The sequence below is a fragment of the Candidatus Glomeribacter gigasporarum BEG34 genome (genome assembly GCF_000227585.1).
Taxonomy (GTDB): Bacteria; Pseudomonadota; Gammaproteobacteria; order Burkholderiales; family Burkholderiaceae; genus Glomeribacter; species Glomeribacter gigasporarum_B.
In genome coordinates, this window is sequence record NZ_CAFB01000047.1 from 22,321 (window position 1) to 42,189 (window position 19,869).

A 19,869-nucleotide genomic window follows, 5' to 3' on the forward strand; every position below is an offset into this window, starting at 1 on the left:
TTTAGCGTTTGCGCGGACTGACTGGACGCAGCGGTACAAACTGCGTCAGATCGCCGCGGCGAATCAGCACAGCCACCATTTTGTTGGACTCAAGCGCGCGGACAATAGATTCAAATTGCCGCGCATTGCGGATATCCGTATCGCCTACGCGCAGGACAATATCGCCGCGCTGTATGCCCGCGCGCGCGGCTGGCCCATCCACCGCTTCCACGCGGACGCCTTGCGTTAATTTCAATGCCCCCCGCTGTTCCGCTGGAATATCGCTGACTGTCAAGCCCAAAGCGTTTTCATATGACGACTCCGGCGCGCGGCTGGCGCGCGCGGATTTAGAAGCCAGTTCGTCAATCGCGATTGCAAAGCGCTGTTGTTTTCCTTTACGCCAGACGGTCATCGTTGCACGCGCGCCTGGTTTCATCTGTCCGACCAGGCGCGGCAAATCCGTTGCGCTCTCAATCGCCTGGCCATTAAAGCTCAGAATAATATCGCCCGCCTGCAGACCTGCTCTTTCAGCCGGTCCGCCAAGTTCAACGCTGCTCACCAGCGCGCCCTGTGCGCGCGGCAGACCGAGCGAAGTCGCCACCTCTTGCGTGACCGGTCCGATATAGACGCCGATCCGGCCGCGCACCACTTTGCCAGTGCGTTTTAACTGCTCAACGACGGACATCGCCTCATCAATCGGAATGGAAAAAGAAATACCTGCAAAAGAGCCGGTACGGCTGTAGATTTGTGAATTGATGCCGATGACCTCGCCTTGCAGATTGATCAGCGGACCGCCCGAATTTCCTGGATTAATCGCGACATCGGTCTGGATAAAGGGCAGATAGTCTCCGGTATTCCGCCCCTTGGCGCTGACAATGCCAGCGGTCACCGTACTTTCCAGTCCAAACGGCGAACCAATGGCCACCACCCATTCGCCGACCCGCACTCTGCTCGATGCGCCAATTTTCACAGTCGGCAACTGACTGGCATTGATTTTGAGCAGCGCGACATCGGTCGGTTTATCCGCGCCGATCAGTTTCGCCTTGAATTCGCGTTTATCGGGCAGGGTGACATAAATCGTATCGGCGTCTTCGACCACATGCGCATTGGTCATCACATCGCCATCGGAGGACAGAATAAATCCGGAGCCGATGCCGCGCGGGCGCTCAACCGGGGGCGGCGCATCCCGCGGCGCGCGTCTGTTCCGGGAATCCGGCTGCGGGCTGCGGGGCATTGGAATGCCAAAGAAACGGCGCAGCAGATCAGAAAATTCATCATCGTCGTCAAAACCGGGCGGCAGCAGGAAAGGGTTGCCCTGCATCATCTGAACGCGCCCCGTGGTGCGGATATTCACCACCGCCGGCCCGACCTTTTCGACGAGCGTGGAAAAATCGGGCAGACCCGCAGCGGGTAACGCGCTTGGCGCGCTCAACGGCAGCGCCGAGGCGCGCGCCGCCGGCAGAGCCATTAAAACGGCGCTTAAAACCGCTGCCTTAGAGTATTTTGCAAATGCTCTAAATCCGTGCAAACACAAGCGTGCCATTGGTTCCCCCAAAGCCAAATGAATTTGATAAGGCGTAGTCGATTTTCATGTCGCGCGCGGCATTCGCACAATAATCAAGATCGCATTGCGCGTCCGGGTTCAGCAGGTTGATGGTCGGCGGAGAGATTTGATGCTGCATCGCCAATACCGTAAATACGGCTTCGACGCCGCCGGCAGCGCCCAGTAGATGACCGGTCATCGATTTGGTTGAATTCACGACGATTTTTTCTGCATGCGCGCCGAATGTCCGCTTGACAGCGAGCGTTTCGCTTAAATCGCCGAGCGGCGTTGACGTGCCGTGCGCATTGATATAGTCAATCTGATCAGGATTTAGGCCGGCGTTTTGCAGCGCATTCGCCATACATAAGGAAGCGCCCGCGCCGTCTTCGCACGGCGCAGTCATATGATAGGCATCGCTGCTGCGGCCATAACCGGCGAGCGCGCAATAGATGCGCGCGCCGCGCGCGCGCGCGTGTTCATACGCTTCGAGCGCTAGCATGCCTGCGCCTTCGCCCAGCACAAAGCCGTCGCGTTCTTTGTCCCAGGGGCGGCTCGCTCCTGCCGGGTCATCGTTGCGCTGTGAGAGCGCACGCACGGCTGCAAAGCCGCCGATTCCAAGCGGGGAAATCGTCGATTCGGCGCCGCCCGCGATCATCACGTCAGCATCGCCGTATTCAATCATTCGCATCGCTTCGCCAATCGAATGCGTGCCGGACGTACAAGCGGTTGCAATCGCGAGATTCGGCCCTTTAAAGCCAAAACGGATCGATAAATGCCCTGAAATCATATTGATGATGGAGGCGGGCACGAAAAACGGCGAAATGCGCCGCGGTCCGCGCTGCAGCAATCCGGCATGCGTTTCTTCGATCAAGGGCAAACCGCCAATGCCCGAACCGGCAATCACGCCAATCCGGTGCGCATTCTCCACGTTGACTTCGATGCCGCTATCATGTATCGCTTGAATACCGGCCGCCAGCCCGTAATGGATGAAGGTATCCATATGACGCGCTTCTTTGGAAGATAAATAAGGGCTGAGATCAAAGCCTTTCACCTCTCCGGCGAAACGGGACGGAAAACCGGATGCATCGAAACGGGTAATCGCGGCAATCCCCGAACGGCCAGCGAGCAGATTCGCCCAGCCCGCCTCCACTGTATTTCCAACCGGAGAAATATGTCCAAGACCTGTAATCACAACACGGCGGCGATTCACGCCCTTTTCCTCTCTTCTAAATATTAAAAGCCACAGCGCCTGCGAGAATCCCACCTCAAGCGCTATGGCCGATACTGACTGTAAAAATGGAATCACTCAAACTTTCACGTTGGCGCGCGCATATTCAACGGCTTGCTGCACTGTCGTAATCGATTCCGCGTCCTTGTCCGGGATTTCCATGCCGAATTCGTCTTCAAGAGACATGACGAGTTCAACGGTGTCCAAGGAATCCGCGCCCAGGTCTCCGACAAAGCTGGATTCGTCTTTGATTTCCGTAACGGCTACGCCAAGCTGTTCGGCGACAATCTTCTTGACGCGCTGTTCAATATCATCCATGCACTCCTCCGGAACAGATTCGTAAAAATCAAGCGGGGCATTTTATCAGGTTTAGCACCCACCCATTACTTTGCGGGGCTATATCTCTCAGTGAGATTGAGCTGATTTTCCACCCACGCTTTGACAGTGTGAAGCGCGCTGGACAATTGCGCGGGCTGCGTTCCGCCGGCCTGCGCCAGATCAGCGCGCCCGCCGCCTTTGCCGCCGATTCTTTGCGCGACGAAATTGACCAGTTCTCCGGCGTGTATGGTCTGATTGCAAGGCGAGGTCACGCCGCCAATCAGATTCACTTTCCCATCATGAACGCTGGCGAGCACGACAACTGCATGTTTGAGCTGGTCTTTCAGTGCGTCAACCGCGGCGCGCAGCGCGCGCGCGTCCGCATTGTCCACCTGCGCAGCGAGCACCTGGACGCCGCCAATCTCAACCACCTGCGCGGCGAGCGCGTCGCGCTGGCGCGCCGCCTGCGCGGCCTGCCATTGAGTGCGCTCTTTTTCAAGAGTTTTCAGTTGCTGCTGCAATTGTTCAATCCGCGCGCAGAGCGCTTCAGGCATGGTTTTCAGCGCGCCGGCTGCGGCTAACAATTGTGTTTCAAGCATTTGTACATGGCGCAATGCGGCTTCTCCGGTGACCGCTTCAATGCGCCGGATGCCCGCCGCTACGCCGCTTTCAGACACAATCCTGAACAGACCAATATCGCCGGTGCGCGCCACATGCGTGCCGCCGCACAATTCGCGCGAAAAACCGATGTCCAGCACGCGCACGGAGTCGCCATATTTCTCGCCGAACAACGCCACCGCACCGCTGCGAATGGCTTCGTCATACGGCATCGTGCGCGCTTTTGTGGGCGCGTTGCGCAGAATTTCGGCGTTGACCAGCGCTTCAACGCGCTGGATTTGTGCGCGATTCAGCGGCGCGGAATGAGAAAAATCGAAGCGCGTTTTATCTGCATCGACGCGCGAGCCTTTTTGCTGCACATGCGCGCCCAGCACCTCGCGCAATGCGTGATGCATTAAATGAGTGGCCGAATGATTGCGCATCGTGCGCGCGCGCCGCGCCTGCTCCACTTCGGCGCGCACCGCATCGCCGACGCTCAGTTCTCCATATTCGAGCGTGCCATGATGTCCCGCGGCGTTTGCCTGTATTTTAAATGTGCCGGTGACGGCAAAGCGCGCGTCACGCGCGCTGAGCATACCTTGATCTCCGACTTGCCCGCCCGACTCCGCATAGAACGGCGTGGTATCCAGAACCACAACGCCGCGCTGGCCAGCGTATAAGCGTTCAACTGCTTCGCCTTCCGCATAGAGTGCAACGATTTTTGAGGCGTCGGCGCGCAAACTCTCGTATCCAGTAAAGGCGGTCTTACCGCCGCGATATTCGATTTTTCCCTGTTCCGGATTGAATTTTCCGGCCGAGCGCGCGCGCTCTTTTTGGCGCGCCATTGCGGCGTTAAATGCGGCTTCGTGGACGCCCACACCGCGCGCACGGCAAATATCCGCCGTCAGATCAAGCGGAAAGCCATAGGTATCGTGCAGTTTGAATGCGAGCTCGCCGGATAAAAGCGGAGAAACCATATCGCTACGCGCGTGAACGCGCGGCGCAATGCTGCTCAGCTCCGCTTCAAGCATTGCCATTCCGCTGGCAATCGTTTCGAAAAAGCGCGCTTCTTCCTGATGCAGGATATCCGTTGTCCGCCGCTGCGCTGCCGCGAGTTCCGGATAGGCGCTGCCCATCTCGCGCGCCAAATCCACAACGAGGGCGTGAAAGAACGGCGTTTTGCAGCCGAGCTGATAGCCATGCCGGATAGCGCGGCGGATAATCCGGCGCAGCACATAACCGCGGCCTTCGTTACTGGGTATTACACCGTCTGTAATCAAAAAAGCACAGGCGCGGATATGGTCGGCAATCACCTTTAGTGCCGTTTCTAGAGCATTTTTCATCGGCTTGCCCTGTGTCGCTTCGCCGTTCTGTGTATTCGGGATCGCTGCGGGGTCGCCTCCATCGCTGCGCGATGGAGACCTGCTCCGCCCGCATCGATCCCCATACTGTCTTCGCGCTCGCGCCAGTGGCAATCTCACTGAAAAATGCTCTAGCGGCTTGCGCGGCGGCGCGGCGGTCATGCCGGTCGCGCGCGTGGCGGCGCGAATCAGCGCCTGAAACAGATCGATGTCGTAACTGCTCTGCACATGTTGCAGCACCGCGGCAATCCGTTCCAGCCCCATGCCCGTATCGACGCACGGCTTGGGGAGCGGCGTGAGCGCGCCGTCGGCGCTGCGGTTGTATTGCATAAAAACGAGATTCCATATCTCGATATAGCGGTCGCCATCGGCGTCTGGCGAACCGGGCGGCCCGCCCGGAACATGCGGGCCGTGATCGTAAAAAATTTCCGAGCACGGCCCGCAAGGCCCGGTTTCGGCCATTTGCCAGAAGTTGTCGGAACTGTAGCGCGCGCCTTTATGGTCGCCGATCCGCACAATGCGCGTGGCGGGCACGCCGATCTGTTGCTGCCAGATGGCGTACGCCTCATCGTCTTCGTGATAGACCGTTACCCACAATTTTTCTGGCGGCAGCCGGTACACGTCCGTTAATAATTCCCAGGCGTAATGAATCGCTTCACGCTTGAAGTAATCGCCGAACGAAAAATTACCGAGCATCTCGAAAAAGGTATGATGCCGCGCGGTATAACCGACGTTTTCAAGATCGTTATGCTTGCCGCCTGCGCGCACACAACGCTGGACGCTCACCGCTCGCGTATACGGACGGGCATCGCGGCCGGTGAACACGTCTTTGAACTGCACCATGCCGGCATTCGTAAACAGCAGCGTTGGATCGTTGCCTGGGATTAAAGGCGAGGAACGCACCACCGTATGGCCCTTCGATGCGAAAAAGTCTAAAAACCGGGCGCGAATTTCGGCGGCGTGCATGAGCTCGCTGGAATATAAAAAATGATTAACGTCACTCCTGGTCAATCCACGAACGCTTTTTCAACCACATAATGCCCTGGCTGCGCGGCGCTGCTCTCCTGAAAGCCTCTCGCTTGAAGCAGCGCGCGCGTATCTTTGACCATTTGCGGGCTGCCGCAGAGCATGAGTCGGTCCTGCTCAGGCGTAAAGGGCGAGAGCCTTAAGTCTTTAAATAAGGTTCCACTTTCAATCAAATCGGTCATTCGCCCTTGATGGATAAAGGGCTCCCGCGTCACGCTCGGGTAGTAAACCAGCTTTTCCCGCACCCATTGGCCGAGGCGTTCATGTTGCGGCAAGGTTTGCGTGATATATTCCCGATACGCCAGCTCGGCGGCGAGCCGGCACGTATGCGTCAGTATGATGCGCTGGTAGCGCTGATAGATACGGGCATCCTTAATAATGCTGAGAAAGGGCGCAAGACCCGTGCCAGTTGCCAGCAGCCAGAGCGTTGCGCCGGGCAACAGATGGTCAATCACTAAAGTGCCGACCGGCTTCTTGCCCACATAGACTGAATCGCCTGCCTGGATATATTGTAAATGCGACGTTAAGCGCCCGCCCGGCACCTTGATTGACAAGAATTCTAAACTTTCCTCATCATTTGCGCTGACCATGCTGTAGGCGCGCATCAGCAGTTTGCCTTCGACTTCAATCCCAACCAGCGTAAATTGTCCGTTTTCAAACTGGAAAGAAGGATCGCGGGTGCAGGTAAAACTGAAGAGTGTATCTGTCCAATGATGGACGCTTAATACCGTCTGCGGGTGAATTCGATTCATCATGGGCGAAGGCTAGCATGCAAAATAGACAAACTCTATCATTTTACCTTCGCCCGCACCACGAAGCGCTGCTTATGCGCCTTCTGTTTCTACGCCCTCGCACTTCGCCTGTTTTTTAATGAGTTCAGCGCATTCGCTCAAGCATTGACTGAGCAGAATCAGCACATCATCCAGCGCGATCAGACCGCATAAAGCGCCCTGCTCGTCCACCACTGGCGCGCGCCGCACGCATTTCTCATCCATGCGGCGCGCCGCTTCCTGTAATGAATCTGAAGCGCGCAGAATCAACAAATCCCGGCTCATGATATCAGCGACCGTCTGGCTCGATGGATCCGCGCTTTTTGCCACGACCTGAACGACAATGTCCCGATCCGTCACGATGCCGACCGGATGTTGCTGCGCATTCACAACCACAATACTGCCAACATTCCTATCACGCATTTTCTGCGCCGCCTTTTGAACGGAATCTTCGCCAGCAAGCGTTGCGATCTGTTTTTTACTGATATCGCTTAGCATCATTTGACACACTTCATGCATCATCATTGAGCTCTCCCGGTGACTGAGGTTGGCCTTTTCTATTTTCTAAGTTGCATTTTTCTAAGTTGCATAATGGATCACCAACTGATTGTCGACATGCGTCACGCCCGGTACTGACCAAGCGCCGCGGCTCGCTTCTTCCAGCTCAAACCAAGAGCGTACTTCGCCTTTGAGAGTGACGCGGCTGCCTGATGCGTCCACCTGAATCCGGTCGGCATCCAGTTGTGCATGCCGATGAAATTCCCGATGGATTTGCGACTGCACGTCGCGCGGCAGGATATGGCTTTGTAAAGTGATGTGGTTTTCAATGCTTTTGACGCCGGAGAGCCATTGAACGGCTTTCGCCGCCGCTTCGCACTGGTACCACCAATCCACCGTACCGCTCAAGGTGACGCATCCGCTTTCAACGCTGACCTGAATCCGGTCCCTGGGTACCGCACTATTCCATTTCAGCGCATTCAGCGCGGCGGTGGCGATGTCCGTATCGGACCGTTGCCATTCAGGCGTGAGTTTGATTCTGAGTTCATTGGCAATGCCTTTCACGCCAGAGACGCTTTGCACGGCCCGCTCAGCGGCATGTTTTTCAAATAAGCTGCCGACTTCGCCGCCTAGGGTGACGACTGCGCCATCGACCCGGAGGGTGATATCGGACGCATCGACGCTGGGTTCGAATGTGAGTTTGTCCATCACATCCGTATAGAGTTGCTCGCTTTTCATACTGATCCCTCCTTTTAAGAAGTTATTTCATAAATGACTTGAAGTGATTTGCTTTATTTAAAAAGTGTAGGGCGCTTTTTCAGGCGGGTCATTGATCTGGATCAGAGCGGTTGCCCGCGCGCTGCCATCAAAAGACTGTGCGCGCTCAGGAAGCCAACTCGGCCAATTCTGCGGTTTTGTGAATCACAATCTGTTTTTTATCGGTAGTAATCAGCCCTCGCTGCCTAAAACGGGTCAAAACGCGGCAAACCGTTTCGGTCGTGAGCTGCAAATAACCGGCAATGTCGTGACGAGATATACCGAGCCAGTGAGGGACGCTAGACTGTCCAAGTTGCGCGCAACGTTGCGATACAGTAATCAGAAAAGCCGCCAGTTGCTGCTCGGCGGATTGAAAATGATTCAGCAAGGTCCGGTTGAATAATTGCCTGCTCATCATGTTCAGAAGATTCTGTTGCAGCCTCGGCATGTGTTTGATCCGTTCAAGCAGACTGTCAAACGGTATCCGGCACACAGTGCTTTTTTCAATGGAGATCGCGCAATAGCGGTAAGTATGCTGACTGAGCGCATACAATCCAACCGTTTCGCCTGGAAAATAGAACTCAATCACTCTTTCCTTGCCCGCTCGGTCAATCGTGCATTCTTTCAGCGCGCCGGAGCGCACCGCATATAAATCACGCGCCGGCTGGCTTGAATTGCAGACTACGCTGCCTTTTTCTAAGTACAACTCTTCCTCGATCATCGAATCGAGAACGCTGCACACTGGAGCCGTTCCGCCTTTGAACGCGCAAACGCGATAGGCTGCACAATCGCTGCATGAGTTTTTAACCACAGCTTTGTTTGTCCAACGGAAATATCGGCATTGCGAATCCATCATTCAAAAATTTGATTCTCCGATATCTGAATTCAATAGTCATTGATCCATATCAATGTAGTGAGTATGCAATCAGAATATACTGATTATTTTGATTTTTCATATATACACATTTTTGGAGATAGAACGATGAAAAATCCTTTAGCGCATTGGAAACGACCGTTGCCGGTTCCCGTTCAAGTTCGCCGGAACCTGTTTTCGCCATTTGATTCCATTTTTGAACGGATGATGGAAGACTTCTATCGTGATTTTGAACGCCCCTCCGCTTCTTTCGGAGACTGGGAAAATCTGATGCTTCATCCATGCGTGGATATCATCGATACTCAAAATGCGTTTAAAGTGGAAGCGGAAGTGCCAGGCATGGGCCCCGAAGACTTGAAAATTTCAATCAGCGACCATGTACTCACGATCAAAGGCGAAAAAACCGTCTCCCAGAAAGATAAGGGCCAGAATTACGCGATGCGCGAGATCGCTTACGGTTCCTACCAGCGGAATATCCCCTTGCCGGAATCCGCGGATACTGAAAAAGTGAAAGCCACTTTTAAAAAGGGCATGCTCTGGATTGAAATTCCCAAAAAAGCAGGCAGTCCAGAGCGTTACCGGGAAATCACGGTAGAGTCCGCCGCGAGCTAGAGCATTTTTCAGTGAGAGTGCACTTTCGCGAGCGCGAAGCGGCGCAGTGCACGCCGCTGAAAAATGCTCTAATGCAATTGCTGGCGCAGCAATTGCAGAATATGCCGCGCGGGCGCTGATGTATCCGCGTCTGCCTGCGCATTCTCAATAAAAATCCGTGTTGTGCCGGCATCCAGCGACTGGACTTTTAGTAGGTACCGCTGCGCCTGTTTGTCTTCTTTTTTCGGGAAGATCCGGCGCCACACGCGGGTTCGCCTGGGCTGCGCTGGCTTGGAAGGCCCAGCGTCATAACGCAGGATGTAAATGCCTTGCAGACGGTTGCGCTCAGCGATGGTCAGGTTTGCGCGCTCCAGCGCCAGGCCTGTTTGCGGCCAGACCTGATCAAATGGCGCATTCAGATTGAGTTGCGCAGGCGCTAGAGCATTTTTCATCGGCTTGCCCTGTGTCGCTTCTGCGTTTTCGGTATCCGGGATCGCTACGGGGTCGCCTCCATCGCTGCGCGATGGAGACCTGCTCTGCCCGTATCGATCCCCATACTGTCTTCGCGCTCGCTCCTTGTGCAATCTCGCTGAAAAATGCTCTAGCGCTTGCATGGAAGGCGTCATTGCACGCTCCTCCTCCTCTTCCTTAAGCGGCCGCTGTTCTCCGTGCGCGCCTTCGCCCGTCAATGTCCGGGGCATGCCCTCGCCCGCCAGCGCATACATCAAACGCTGCAGATATTCCGCTTCCAGACCCGAATCATTCGGCGCGGCCTGCCATTGCGCCGTTTCCTTTGCGAGGCCCAGCGCCTCGCGCTGAGCCTGATGATGAATCGAAATCCAGGTCTGGCCGTTCGCCTTGGCGAGAAGCCGAGTACGGAATTGATGCTTTTCAGAAGCCATATAAGCGCCGCCAAGCCGGTCTACTTTCGACAGGGTATTACGGAGGATGCCCTGGTCAAGACGGGCGCGGGATATCTTCCAGTCTGTTTCAAGAACGCCGCGCGGGGCAGCATCCGCCAGCAGCCTAAAACCCTGCGCCTGCCAGAATGCACGCAGTTGAGGCCAAAGTTGCTCCGGCGTTTTATGTTCCACCACCAGCCAGCGCGCATGATCGGCGCGCTCAATATGCATGCCAGACACAGGCGTAAGTACGCGGCTCGATACCTCAGCCGGATTTTCCGGCGCATTCACAATATCGGGCGGCATTTCCAGCGCGGATATCTTCGATTTTCCGGTACTCTTGTAGTCAATCTGCGTTGTATTGGGCAGGCTGCACCCCGAAGCGGCAAGGCCTGCAATCGTTGAGAGCGCTATAACGCGGAATAAAGCGTGATGAAGGTGGGCTTTCACTTTCATTGGGTGATCGGAAAGAATCGGAAAAAAAACAGGAAGATCGTATCATGACGCGCCATCGCATCGCCGCGAGTATTTTGTCCGCCGATTTTGCCCGCCTGGGCGAGGAAGCGCGTCAAGTGGCGGACGCGGGCGCGGACTGGATCCATTTCGATGTCATGGATAACCATTATGTGCCGAATCTGACTGCCGGCCCGATGGTCTGCGCAGCGCTGCGCAAATATTCAGAGTTACCGCTCGACGTGCATTTAATGGTGCGTCCAGTGGATCAAATCGCCATCGAATTTGCCAAGGCAGGTGCGCATATCATCAGTTTTCATCCCGAAGCCTCTGAGCATATCGACCGCACGCTGGCATTGATCCATGCGCACGGATGCAAAGCGGGCCTTGCCTTCAATCCAGCGACCCCGCTGCATGCACTGGACCACGTGATGGAACGGCTTGATTTGATTTTGATCATGTCGGTCAACCCCGGCTTCGGCGGCCAGGCGTTTATTCCGGAAGCGCTGAACAAACTGCGCGCGGCGCGCGCGCGTATCGATGCCTATACCCAGCGCACCGGCCGGGAAATTCGCCTCGAAATCGATGGCGGGGTCAACGCGGACAATATCGCCGCCATCGCGACCGCCGGCGCCGATACTTTTGTTGCGGGTTCAGCAATTTTCAGGCAGCCCGACTATCGCGCCGCGATTCAGGCGATGCGCAGCGCGCTCGCGGACTGCGCCGTGAACGCTCAATGACTGAGATGACACCGCATCTATCCTGCCTGGCGCCGGCAAAATTGAACCTGTTTCTGCATATTACAGGCCGCCGGCCCGACGGTTATCACACCCTTCAGACGGTCTTCCAATTGCTGGATTATGGCGATACGCTGCATTTCCGGGTGCGTGACGATGCCGTCATCCGGCGCGCCACTGCTTCTCTGGAGGTGCCGGAGGAAAATGATCTGGCCATCCGGGCCGCGCGCCTGCTGCAAACACAGTCGCGCTGCCCTTTGGGCGTTGAGATCGGCATTGACAAGCGCGTGCCCATCGGCGCCGGACTGGGCGGCGGCAGTTCGGATGCGGCTTGCGTATTGCTTGCGCTCAACCGGCTTTGGAGACTGAATCTGCCGCGCGTGCAATTGCAGCGTCTCGCATTATCTCTGGGCGCGGACGTGCCTTTTTTTGTGTTTGGACGCAATGCATTTGCCGAAGGCATTGGCGAACGCCTGCACGCTATCGATCTGCCCAACCGTTATTTCTTGATCGTCACGCCGGATGTACAGGCGGCAAGCGCCGATATTTTTGCAGCGCCAGAATTGACACGCAATACGAAAATCATCAAAATTGCAGATTTCCTTGAGCAGCGGCGCAATCCGCTTTGGCCAGATCATTTTGGACGCAACGATATGCAACCGCTTGTCGCCCAAAAATATGCGGAAGTTGCGCATCTCCTGGACCGGTTCGGACGCATCGCGCCAGCGCGGATGACGGGAACGGGGTCAAGCGTATTCGCCGCCTTTAAAGATAAAGAGCGCGCTGACTCCGTGCAGTCCAAACTACCGCAAGGCATGCACAGCATTGTGGCATCGGGCCTGGCTATACATCCTTTGTTTACTTTCTCATATTAGACATTTTTCAGTGATTTTCCCTGTGTCGCTTCGCGCGCGCCGTATTGCTATACTGTCTTCGCGCTTGCGCCAGTGGAAAATCGACTGAAAAATGCTCTAGGGGAGTCGCCAAGTCGGTTAAGGCACCGGATTTTGATTCCGGCATTCGAGGGTTCGAATCCTTCCTCCCCTGCCAAACTCCATTTTTCCTGTTTTTTTAGCGGCTTGCCCTGTTGCCGGGACTCTAATGAATAATAATCGCCTGATGATATTCACAGGCAATGCCAACCCTGAGCTTGCCCGCGCTGTTGCCGGAATTCTGGATCTTCCAATCGGCAAAGCCGCTGTCAACCGCTTTTCGGACGGTGAAGTCCGCGTTGAAATCCAGGAAAACGTGCGCGGCAAGGAAGTCTTTGTGTTGCAGTCCACCAGCGCCCCGGCAAACGATCATCTAATGGAGCTGGTGATTATGGCCGACGCACTGAAACGCGCATCGGCAGGCCGCATTACTGCGGCCATTCCCTACTTTGGTTATGCGCGCCAGGACCGGCGGCCGCGTTCCGCGCGCGTTGCCATTTCCGCCAAAGTCGTTGCGAATATGCTGCAGATTGCCGGAGTGGACCGGATTGTGACGATGGATTTGCACTCCGATCAGATTCAGGGCTTCTTCGATATTCCGGTGGACAATATCTATGCAACCCCTCTTTTACTGAGCCATCTGCGCACCCAGAACGATGACAATCTGCTCGCCGTCTCGCCCGATGTGGGCGGTGTCGTGCGCGCGCGCGCGCTTGCCAAACAACTGGGCGCTGAGCTTGCGATTATCGACAAACGCCGTCCTCAACCCAACGAGACCGAAGTCATGAATGTAATTGGGGAAACCAAAGAGCGTACATGCATGATCATCGATGATATCGTTGACACGGCGGGAACGCTGTGCAAAGCCGCGCACGCCTTAAAGCAGCGCGGCGCGCGCCGCGTTTTCGCGGCGGCCACGCATCCGGTATTATCCGGAGATGCGATTCGCCGCATCATTGCTTCGGAACTGGATGAACTGATTGTGACTGACACGATTGCGCTGCGCGAAGACGCGCGTCATTGCCAGAAAATCCGTCAACTATCGAGCGCGACGCTATTCGCTGAAACATTTTCGCGGATTTGCTATGGCGGGTCGTTGATGTCGTTGTTTGCGGACAGCTAGAGCCTGTCCACAAATTGTAGCGAGCGGGTCTATCTTTAACGGGAGAGTATGATGAAAGTGATCGCGCAATCGCGCAGCCAGCAGGGTACGGGCGCGAGCCGCCGTCTGCGTCGCAGCGGAAAAACGCCTGGCATTATTTATGGCGCGGGCAGCGCGCCGCAACTGATCGCACTGGACCAAAACGCGCTTTTTCATGCGCTTGAGAAAGAGGCGTTCCATGCTTCGATTCTCGACCTTGAACTGGACGGCGCATCGCAACCGGTACTCTTGCGAGATGTTCAACGCCATCCGTTCAAACCGGCGGTGCTCCATATCGATTTTCAGCGCGTTGAGGCGGAGAAGAAAATTCACAAAAAAGTGCCGCTTCACTATTTGAATCAAGAAATCTCAAAAGCGGTTAAGCTGGGCGGAGCCATCATTACCCATGTGATGACTGAAATTGAAATCATCTGTCTGCCCGCGCATTTGCCTGAATTTATTGAAGTGGATTTGTCGGAACTGAGCGCAGGTCAATCTCTGCATATCAAGGACGTATCGCTGCCGTCTCATGTTGAACTCGCGCTCTATCTGTCTCAGGAAAATCCTGTGATCCTGTCCGCCACCGTGCCCTCTGCAACAGAAGAGGCTGGCGCGGAGAGCGCAACCAGCGAAGGAAATGACACGTCAGCCGCTGCATAGAGATGACTGGCGGGAGCCTTTTTGGATGAGCAATACGGCGGGCGCGAAGCGATATAGCCAAGCGACTTTAGTTTGAGACAAGGAAGCAGCCGCGAAGACAGTATGAGTAATACGGTGAGCGGCGATGACGCCGTATCGAACTAAAGTCGCTTGGCGATACAGGGCAAGCCGCTGAAAAAGGCTCTAGAGAAGTGATGTGATCAAGCTGATCGCCGGTCTTGGCAATCCAGGCGGGGAATATGCGGCAACGCGCCATAACGCCGGTTTCTGGGTCATCCACGCAATCGCGCGCAACGCAGGCGCTATATTGCGCCCGGAAGCGCGTTTTCACAGCGATGTCGCGCATATCAGCTTTTGCGGCCTGAGTTTGCGCTTGCTGCAGCCTCAGACTTTTATGAACCGTTCCGGCCTCTCTGTGTGCGCGCTGGCGCAGTTCTACAAAATCCTGCCCGAAGAAATTCTGATTGCGCATGATGAGCTTGAGCTTCCGCCCGGCGCGGTCAAACTCAAGCGGGGCGGTGGCAGCGGCGGACACAATGGTTTAAAGGACATCACGCTGCGCTTATCCACGCCGGATTACTGGCGGCTGCGCATCGGTATTGGCCATCCGCGTGCTTCCTTATCCAAAGAGGCCCAGAGCAAAGTCGCCGATTTTGTACTCAGTCCGCCGCCTCCTGAAGAACAGGCGCTCATCCACGATGCAATCCGCCGCGCGCTTTCAGTATTGCCCGATATTGCGGCTGGCAATACTGCACAGGCAATGAACCGGCTGCATTGCCGCGCCTGAGAGGGAAGCTTTAGAGCATTTTTCAGTCGATTTGCCCGAGGAGCGAGCGCGAAGACAGTATGGGGATCGATGCGGGCGGAGCAGGTCTCCATCGCAAAGCGATGGAGGCGACCCCGCAGCGATCCCGAATACACGGAGCAAAGAAGCGACATAGGGAAAATCAGTGAAAAATGTTCTAAGTGAATAACTGATGAATTAACATCCCAATAGCGCTAAACCACTCAAAATAATCTTCCAGCGCCAGCCGCATACTCATGCTCAGCGCCAGACAGGCAAGCAACGACTTGACGGGCATTGCGATAAAAAACACGTCCAGACGCTCGGCAGTCTGATTGATCAAGCCGAGCGAGAAGTCCACCATCATCATCACTGCAACCGCAGGGAGCGCAAAACGAACGCCCAAATCCACCATCAACTGCCACTGCGCAATGATGAAAGCCGCGGTAGCGCGGCTGAGCGATAAAGGCGCGCCTATCGGCAATATCGTATATGAACGATAAATCGCCTCAAGCAACTGGTTAAAACCGCCGTCTACAAAAAAAAGCGCAGTGATCAACTGCGTTAACAACAGAGAAAATAAAGAGACTTGCCCGCCGGTCGTCGGATTGATAATTTCAGACAAACCAGAGCCGCGCACTGTGTCAATCAATTCGCCGGCCACATTCATCGCCCAGAATGGAACCGCCGCCATCAGTCCAATCGCCAGGCCCGCGGATAGCTCGCTGATGCCCGTGATTAGAAACGCGGAAGCATTGTAAGCGCCCAAACCTTCCGGCGCGGCCACCCAGGCATGGGGCAATACCGGCGTTGCGATCAACAAAGCGAGCGCATTCCTGGCGAGCGCGCCGCCCAGGGAGCGAGCGCTCATCACCGGCAGCAAAACCATCACTCCAAAAGGACGCATCATGCACAAGGCCAGCGTCTGCAACCACGGTAACCAGGCGGTGATCTGCATCATGATTTTTGAATCAACACACTCCACTCCCCATCCTGCGCGCGCACTTCGATCATCTGATGCCCCGCCTGTTTGGCAAAGGCCGCGAAATCGCGCACAGACTGCGGATCGGTCACGCGCACTTTTACAATCTGTCCGCTCTGCAAGCTTGAGAGCGCCTTTTTAAGGCGCAGGACTGGCAGCGGGCAGTGCAGTCCGCAGGCATTCACTTCTGCATCGATCTTTTGATTCTGATCTACCGTCATTTTTGCAAGATGCTCTAGGCTGTGTTCTCAATTAGGCAAGGCGCGCCTTTGCTGCCAGCCAATGAGTAGGCAAGGAGCGCTGCGCCGACGAGCGCGGCTGTGTGAAACGCCGGTCTTACTCATAGCGTGCGCATTCGCTTAATATCACGTCCAGCGGAATATCGTGCGCCTCGCGCGGCAACTGCTTGACGCGCCCGCATTCATAGCTGATTCCGACTGCAACCGGACGCGGCTGCAAAGCGGCAAGGGTGCGGTCATAATAACCGCCGCCGTAGCCGAGCCGGATGCGCGCCGCGTCAAAGCCAAGGCACGGAATCAATAGCAGATCGGGATAGGCGGGCATCCCGTCAGCGGGCGCCGGAATCTGGAAGCGTCCTTTTTTCATTTTTGATGCCGGTGTCCAGCGATAAAAACTCAACGGCGCATGCACGCTGCTCACCGCCGGCAGCGCCGCGCTGCGCTCCGACGCCTGCTGCAACCAATGCTGAATCACGGCGCGCGCATCGAATTCGCCGGCCACTGGCCAGTAAAAAGCCGCGCAGCGCGGCGCATATTCAATGAGAAGCTGCGCAAGACGCGCCGAGAGCGCCGCATCCCGGCCAGCATCTTCGCCGCGCCTTTTACGGATTGCCAGTAAAGCAGTGCGCAATGCGGCCTTGGTGCGAAACTCCTGAAACATAGCAGACTTGCATGCGATGCGTTATTTAAAGTTCAATACTCCTTTCACCGGGTTCCCGCCTATGTCCAGACGCCTTCGCCTTATTCAGCTTTTGATGGCGGTTGCTGCGCTTTATGTACTGCCTGCGTGCCACGCGGCGCATAGCCGGCTGCGCGCCGGCGCGCAGAATCCTGACCAGATTTTTATCGCGCTGCGCGCTGCGGCGCACAAAAATGACGCCGGGCGCGCGCTCGAACTGGCGGCGCAAATTCCGGACTATCCCGTGCCTTCTTATCTGGATTATTTTACGATCAAGCCGCGGCTGTTTGATGCTTCCGGACGCGCGCGTCTGGACGCGCCCGATGCGCCGGTGCTGGCTTTTCTGAAGAAATACGCCGGCACGGCAATCGCCGACCGGATGCGTAACGATTATCTGCTCGTACTCGGCGCGCGCCGCGCCTGGCGCGACTTTGAGGCGCATTATCCCCAATTCGCGCTCGACGACGATCCGCAGGTCAAATGCTATGCGCTGATTCCCCGCGCTATGCGCGGTGAAGATATTGCGCAGAAAGCGCATGCACTATTGCGTATCGCGCCTAAAAAATACGGCGAAGGCTGCACGGACTTGGTGATGACCCTAGCGCAGCAGGGCCAGTTCGCGCCAGAAGATGTGTGGCCGTACCTGCGCTTCGCCTATGAGATGGGCGAAATTGCAATCGGCAACCGGATGGCCGCTGCACTCGGCGCGCAACAGCCGGATTCGGAGTATTTAAGCCTGGCCGCATCGCAGCCCGCGCGTTTGCTGGAGCGGATTCAACCGGATACCCATCCCTCCGAGGCGCAGCTTGCGCTGCTCGCCGTTGCGCGTCTGGCGCGCACCTCGCCTGGCGAGGCGGCGCAGGCGTTCTCCCGCATCGCGCCGCAATTGCCGCCGCCATTGCGCGCCGCCGGCTGGGGCGGCATTGCCTGGCGTGCCGCGCTTGAACAGATGCCAGATGCGCTTGGCTGGTATCGCTTGTCCAAAGACGCACAACTTTCAAACACGGCCCTTGAATGGCGAATACGCACCGCCTTGCTGGCGGGCGACTGGCCAATGGTGCGCTGGGCGATTGAATCCATGCCGGACTCACTGCGCACTCAATCCGCGTGGGTCTATTGGTATGGCCGCGCGCTTGATGCGGCAAGCGATAAAGAGCGCGCGACGCAGAGCTTTGAGCGGATTGCCTCAGATTTTGATTTTTACGGACAGCTGGCCACTGAAGCGCTGGGCCGTACCGTCACGCTGCCGGCGCGCGTCTCCGTGACCGAAGACGAAATCGCACCGATACGCGCACTGCCTGGATTTGCGCTGGCGCAGCGTTTTTATGCGCTGAATCTGTATTTTGAAGGCCATCGGGAATGGAACTGGACGCTGCGCGGAATGAATGACCGCCAGCTGCTCGCGGCTGCGGAATATGCAAAGCGAATCCAGCTTTATCATCGCGCCATCAATACCGCCGACCGGACCCGCGTTCAGCACGACTTTAGCCTGCGCTATCTTGCGCCGCTGCGCGAACTCACGGTGCGCTATGCGCGCTCGACCCAGCTCGGCCTCCACTGGATTTACGGTTTGATCCGGCAAGAGTCGCGCTTTATCATGAACGCGCGTTCGAGCGCGGGCGCCGGCGGGCTGATGCAGCTCATGCCCGCAACCGCGCAACTGGTGGCGCGCAAAATCGGACTCGGCACATTGCCCTCGTCCACGGTCGATGCAGCCGATACCAATATCCTGCTCGGCACGCAATATCTTGCCATGATGAAGGCGCAGTTCGGCGGCTCCGAGGCGCTGGCATCCGCCGCTTACAATGCCGGGCCAGCGCGCGTGCGGCGCTGGCGCGCGGCGCTGGCGCGCCCGGTCGAAGGCGCAATCTTCACGGAAGCCATCCCATTCAGTGAAACGCGTGACTATGTGAAGAAGGTGATGGCAAACATGATGTATTACGCCGCTTTATTTGAAGGCCGCGCTGGCTCACTGCAAAACCGCCTGGGCACGGTTGCGCCAGATATTCATTAGGTCGTGTTCTCAATTAGGCGAGGCATACAAATACAGGAGATACTGACGATAGCCGCATCATGAAAATCAAGCGTTTCAAAACGTGTTGCAACGCATAGAAAGTGCTTGATCCAGTTAAAAGTGCGCTCGAGCAGATTTCTGGCTTTATACAGATGCCGGTCAATTGTTCTTGGGCATAGACGATTGTTTGGGGAGGGATGAGCGCCTGTATGACGTATTTGTTGAGCCAGGCGATGAATTCATCAGAGTCATATTCCTGATCTGCAAACAATAGAGGCATCTTCGGAGCTTGCGCAATGAGTGGTTTAGCGGCCTGATCATTGGGGAAATGGCCGCGGTTTTTGACGATTTTGCGCAGTTGCCTATGCAGGCTTTCAATCGCATGGGCCGTATAAATCATTTTCCGGACTTCAAGCGGATAGGAGAAGAAGGAATGACCTGTTCCCATTGACGTTGCGGTGATTTCTGTACTTGAGCGAGCAATGGGTCTATCCGTTCATCTGAAAATATTTTGTCTGGATATTTTTTGTCCGCTGTGCGCTTCTTCATTTCGATCATGAGCATTCCTTTTGGGTTTCATCTTCTCATGACCTCGACACACAAAATTCATGACAGGCTCGTATCATCGGCACAGTCCACAGTTCAAGTGACCCTGTGCACAGATATTCGGAACGGCAAGATTGGAGGGCGCGAAGCGCGAAGCACTTACCCAATTTCAGCCAATCTCATTCAGTTGTGGCTGAGCCAATATGATCGGGCGAACTGAATGCTGAAGAAGCGGCTGCCACAACGATCTCGGAATACG

General features: G+C 56.1%; 21 protein-coding genes, 1 tRNA gene and 1 pseudogene. 9 read left to right on the plus strand and 14 right to left on the minus strand.

Translation table 11 applies throughout. The features are described 5' to 3' along the window. Nucleotide 1: 1 nt before the first annotated feature. The 8 genes from CAGGBEG34_RS06120 to CAGGBEG34_RS06155 all read right to left on the minus strand — a co-directional run bounded on the left by CAGGBEG34_RS06120 (nucleotide 2) and on the right by CAGGBEG34_RS06155 (nucleotide 8,932). Nucleotides 2-1,522 carry a DegQ family serine endoprotease gene (locus CAGGBEG34_RS06120; protein WP_042688231.1) on the minus strand — a complete coding sequence of 507 codons (1,521 nt, stop codon included), beginning with the start codon at nucleotides 1,520-1,522 and terminating at the stop codon, nucleotides 2-4. Beyond that, nucleotides 1,494-2,732: a beta-ketoacyl-ACP synthase II gene (gene fabF / locus CAGGBEG34_RS06125; protein ID WP_006682911.1), complete on the minus strand. Its 1,239-nt coding sequence runs from the start codon at nucleotides 2,730-2,732 to the stop codon at nucleotides 1,494-1,496. Before fabF ends, CAGGBEG34_RS06120 begins: the two co-directional genes overlap by 29 nt. A gap of 96 nt (nucleotides 2,733-2,828) precedes the next feature. Next, the gene (acpP, locus tag CAGGBEG34_RS06130) at nucleotides 2,829-3,068 is read right to left on the minus strand and encodes an acyl carrier protein (protein ID WP_006682912.1); all 240 of its coding nucleotides are present in this window, start codon (nucleotides 3,066-3,068) and stop codon (nucleotides 2,829-2,831) included. A 65-nt stretch (nucleotides 3,069-3,133) separates the two neighbouring features. Then, complete coding sequence (alaS, locus tag CAGGBEG34_RS06135) at nucleotides 3,134-5,992, minus strand: alanine--tRNA ligase (protein WP_006682913.1); 2,859 nt, start codon at nucleotides 5,990-5,992, stop codon at nucleotides 3,134-3,136. A 41-nt stretch (nucleotides 5,993-6,033) separates the two neighbouring features. Next, nucleotides 6,034-6,804 (minus strand): ferredoxin--NADP reductase, encoded by a 771-nt coding sequence (locus tag CAGGBEG34_RS06140; protein ID WP_006682914.1) that lies wholly within the window; start codon nucleotides 6,802-6,804, stop codon nucleotides 6,034-6,036. Between the two features lie 72 nt (nucleotides 6,805-6,876). Next, nucleotides 6,877-7,347 carry a CBS domain-containing protein gene (locus CAGGBEG34_RS06145; RefSeq protein ID WP_006682915.1) on the minus strand — a complete coding sequence of 157 codons (471 nt, stop codon included), beginning with the start codon at nucleotides 7,345-7,347 and terminating at the stop codon, nucleotides 6,877-6,879. A 54-nt stretch (nucleotides 7,348-7,401) separates the two neighbouring features. Continuing rightward, on the minus strand, nucleotides 7,402-8,058 hold the full coding sequence (locus tag CAGGBEG34_RS06150; RefSeq protein ID WP_006682916.1) for a BON domain-containing protein: 657 nt from the start codon (nucleotides 8,056-8,058) through the stop codon (nucleotides 7,402-7,404). A 145-nt stretch (nucleotides 8,059-8,203) separates the two neighbouring features. After that, entirely contained in the window at nucleotides 8,204-8,932 is a 729-nt protein-coding gene (locus tag CAGGBEG34_RS06155; RefSeq protein ID WP_050009339.1) for a cyclic nucleotide-binding domain-containing protein, read from the minus strand. Between the two features lie 126 nt (nucleotides 8,933-9,058). Here CAGGBEG34_RS06155 and CAGGBEG34_RS06160 point away from each other — a divergent pair, with 126 nt between their 5' ends. Further along, a complete protein-coding gene (locus CAGGBEG34_RS06160) occupies nucleotides 9,059-9,562 on the plus strand; it encodes an Hsp20/alpha crystallin family protein (protein WP_006682918.1) in 504 nt (167 codons plus the stop codon). 68 nt (nucleotides 9,563-9,630) lie between these two features. On the opposite strand, the gene bamC is transcribed toward CAGGBEG34_RS06160, so the two are convergent. Continuing rightward, entirely contained in the window at nucleotides 9,631-10,893 is a 1,263-nt protein-coding gene (bamC, locus tag CAGGBEG34_RS06165; protein ID WP_203224840.1) for an outer membrane protein assembly factor BamC, read from the minus strand. A gap of 50 nt (nucleotides 10,894-10,943) precedes the next feature. Here bamC and rpe point away from each other — a divergent pair, with 50 nt between their 5' ends. The 7 genes from rpe (at nucleotide 10,944) to CAGGBEG34_RS11950 (ending at nucleotide 15,307) form a co-directional block, all read left to right on the plus strand. Next, nucleotides 10,944-11,636, plus strand: a complete 693-nt coding sequence (gene rpe / locus CAGGBEG34_RS06170; RefSeq protein ID WP_006682920.1) for a ribulose-phosphate 3-epimerase — start codon at nucleotides 10,944-10,946, stop codon at nucleotides 11,634-11,636. Further along, nucleotides 11,633-12,508, plus strand: a complete 876-nt coding sequence (gene ispE, locus CAGGBEG34_RS06175; RefSeq protein WP_006682921.1) for a 4-(cytidine 5'-diphospho)-2-C-methyl-D-erythritol kinase — start codon at nucleotides 11,633-11,635, stop codon at nucleotides 12,506-12,508. The genes rpe and ispE overlap by 4 nt, the downstream gene beginning before the upstream one ends. A gap of 98 nt (nucleotides 12,509-12,606) precedes the next feature. Next, nucleotides 12,607-12,683, plus strand: a tRNA-Gln gene (locus tag CAGGBEG34_RS06180). Nucleotides 12,684-12,734: 51 nt separating this feature from the next. Then, nucleotides 12,735-13,688 (plus strand): ribose-phosphate pyrophosphokinase, encoded by a 954-nt coding sequence (locus CAGGBEG34_RS06185; RefSeq protein ID WP_006682922.1) that lies wholly within the window; start codon nucleotides 12,735-12,737, stop codon nucleotides 13,686-13,688. 51 nt (nucleotides 13,689-13,739) lie between these two features. Then, a complete protein-coding gene (locus CAGGBEG34_RS06190) occupies nucleotides 13,740-14,366 on the plus strand; it encodes a 50S ribosomal protein L25/general stress protein Ctc (RefSeq protein ID WP_006682923.1) in 627 nt (208 codons plus the stop codon). A gap of 196 nt (nucleotides 14,367-14,562) precedes the next feature. Next, nucleotides 14,563-15,153 (plus strand): aminoacyl-tRNA hydrolase, encoded by a 591-nt coding sequence (gene pth / locus CAGGBEG34_RS06195; protein ID WP_006682924.1) that lies wholly within the window; start codon nucleotides 14,563-14,565, stop codon nucleotides 15,151-15,153. Nucleotides 15,154-15,184: 31 nt separating this feature from the next. Further along, nucleotides 15,185-15,307: a hypothetical protein gene (locus CAGGBEG34_RS11950; RefSeq protein WP_275226162.1), complete on the plus strand. Its 123-nt coding sequence runs from the start codon at nucleotides 15,185-15,187 to the stop codon at nucleotides 15,305-15,307. 21 nt (nucleotides 15,308-15,328) lie between these two features. On the opposite strand, the gene sctT is transcribed toward CAGGBEG34_RS11950, so the two are convergent. The 3 genes from sctT to CAGGBEG34_RS06210 all read right to left on the minus strand — a co-directional run bounded on the left by sctT (nucleotide 15,329) and on the right by CAGGBEG34_RS06210 (nucleotide 17,032). Then, a complete protein-coding gene (gene sctT / locus CAGGBEG34_RS06200) occupies nucleotides 15,329-16,111 on the minus strand; it encodes a type III secretion system export apparatus subunit SctT (RefSeq protein ID WP_006682925.1) in 783 nt (260 codons plus the stop codon). Next, entirely contained in the window at nucleotides 16,108-16,353 is a 246-nt protein-coding gene (locus CAGGBEG34_RS06205) for a sulfurtransferase TusA family protein (RefSeq protein WP_006682926.1), read from the minus strand. The genes sctT and CAGGBEG34_RS06205 overlap by 4 nt, the downstream gene beginning before the upstream one ends. A 115-nt stretch (nucleotides 16,354-16,468) precedes the next feature. Beyond that, nucleotides 16,469-17,032 carry a 5-formyltetrahydrofolate cyclo-ligase gene (locus CAGGBEG34_RS06210; RefSeq protein WP_006682927.1) on the minus strand — a complete coding sequence of 188 codons (564 nt, stop codon included), beginning with the start codon at nucleotides 17,030-17,032 and terminating at the stop codon, nucleotides 16,469-16,471. 61 nt (nucleotides 17,033-17,093) lie between these two features. On the opposite strand from CAGGBEG34_RS06210, the gene CAGGBEG34_RS06215 reads away from it, so the two are divergent. Further along, nucleotides 17,094-19,064 (plus strand): lytic transglycosylase domain-containing protein, encoded by a 1,971-nt coding sequence (locus CAGGBEG34_RS06215; protein WP_006682928.1) that lies wholly within the window; start codon nucleotides 17,094-17,096, stop codon nucleotides 19,062-19,064. A gap of 295 nt (nucleotides 19,065-19,359) precedes the next feature. On the opposite strand, the pseudogene CAGGBEG34_RS10680 reads toward CAGGBEG34_RS06215, so the two are convergent. Both CAGGBEG34_RS10680 and CAGGBEG34_RS11750 read right to left on the minus strand, forming a co-directional pair. Further along, nucleotides 19,360-19,494: pseudogene (locus tag CAGGBEG34_RS10680) on the minus strand (transposase); the annotation flags it as partial. Next, entirely contained in the window at nucleotides 19,461-19,622 is a 162-nt protein-coding gene (locus tag CAGGBEG34_RS11750; RefSeq protein ID WP_238985003.1) for a hypothetical protein, read from the minus strand. The gene CAGGBEG34_RS11750 and the pseudogene CAGGBEG34_RS10680, both read right to left, overlap by 34 nt. Nucleotides 19,623-19,869 lie beyond the last annotated feature (247 nt).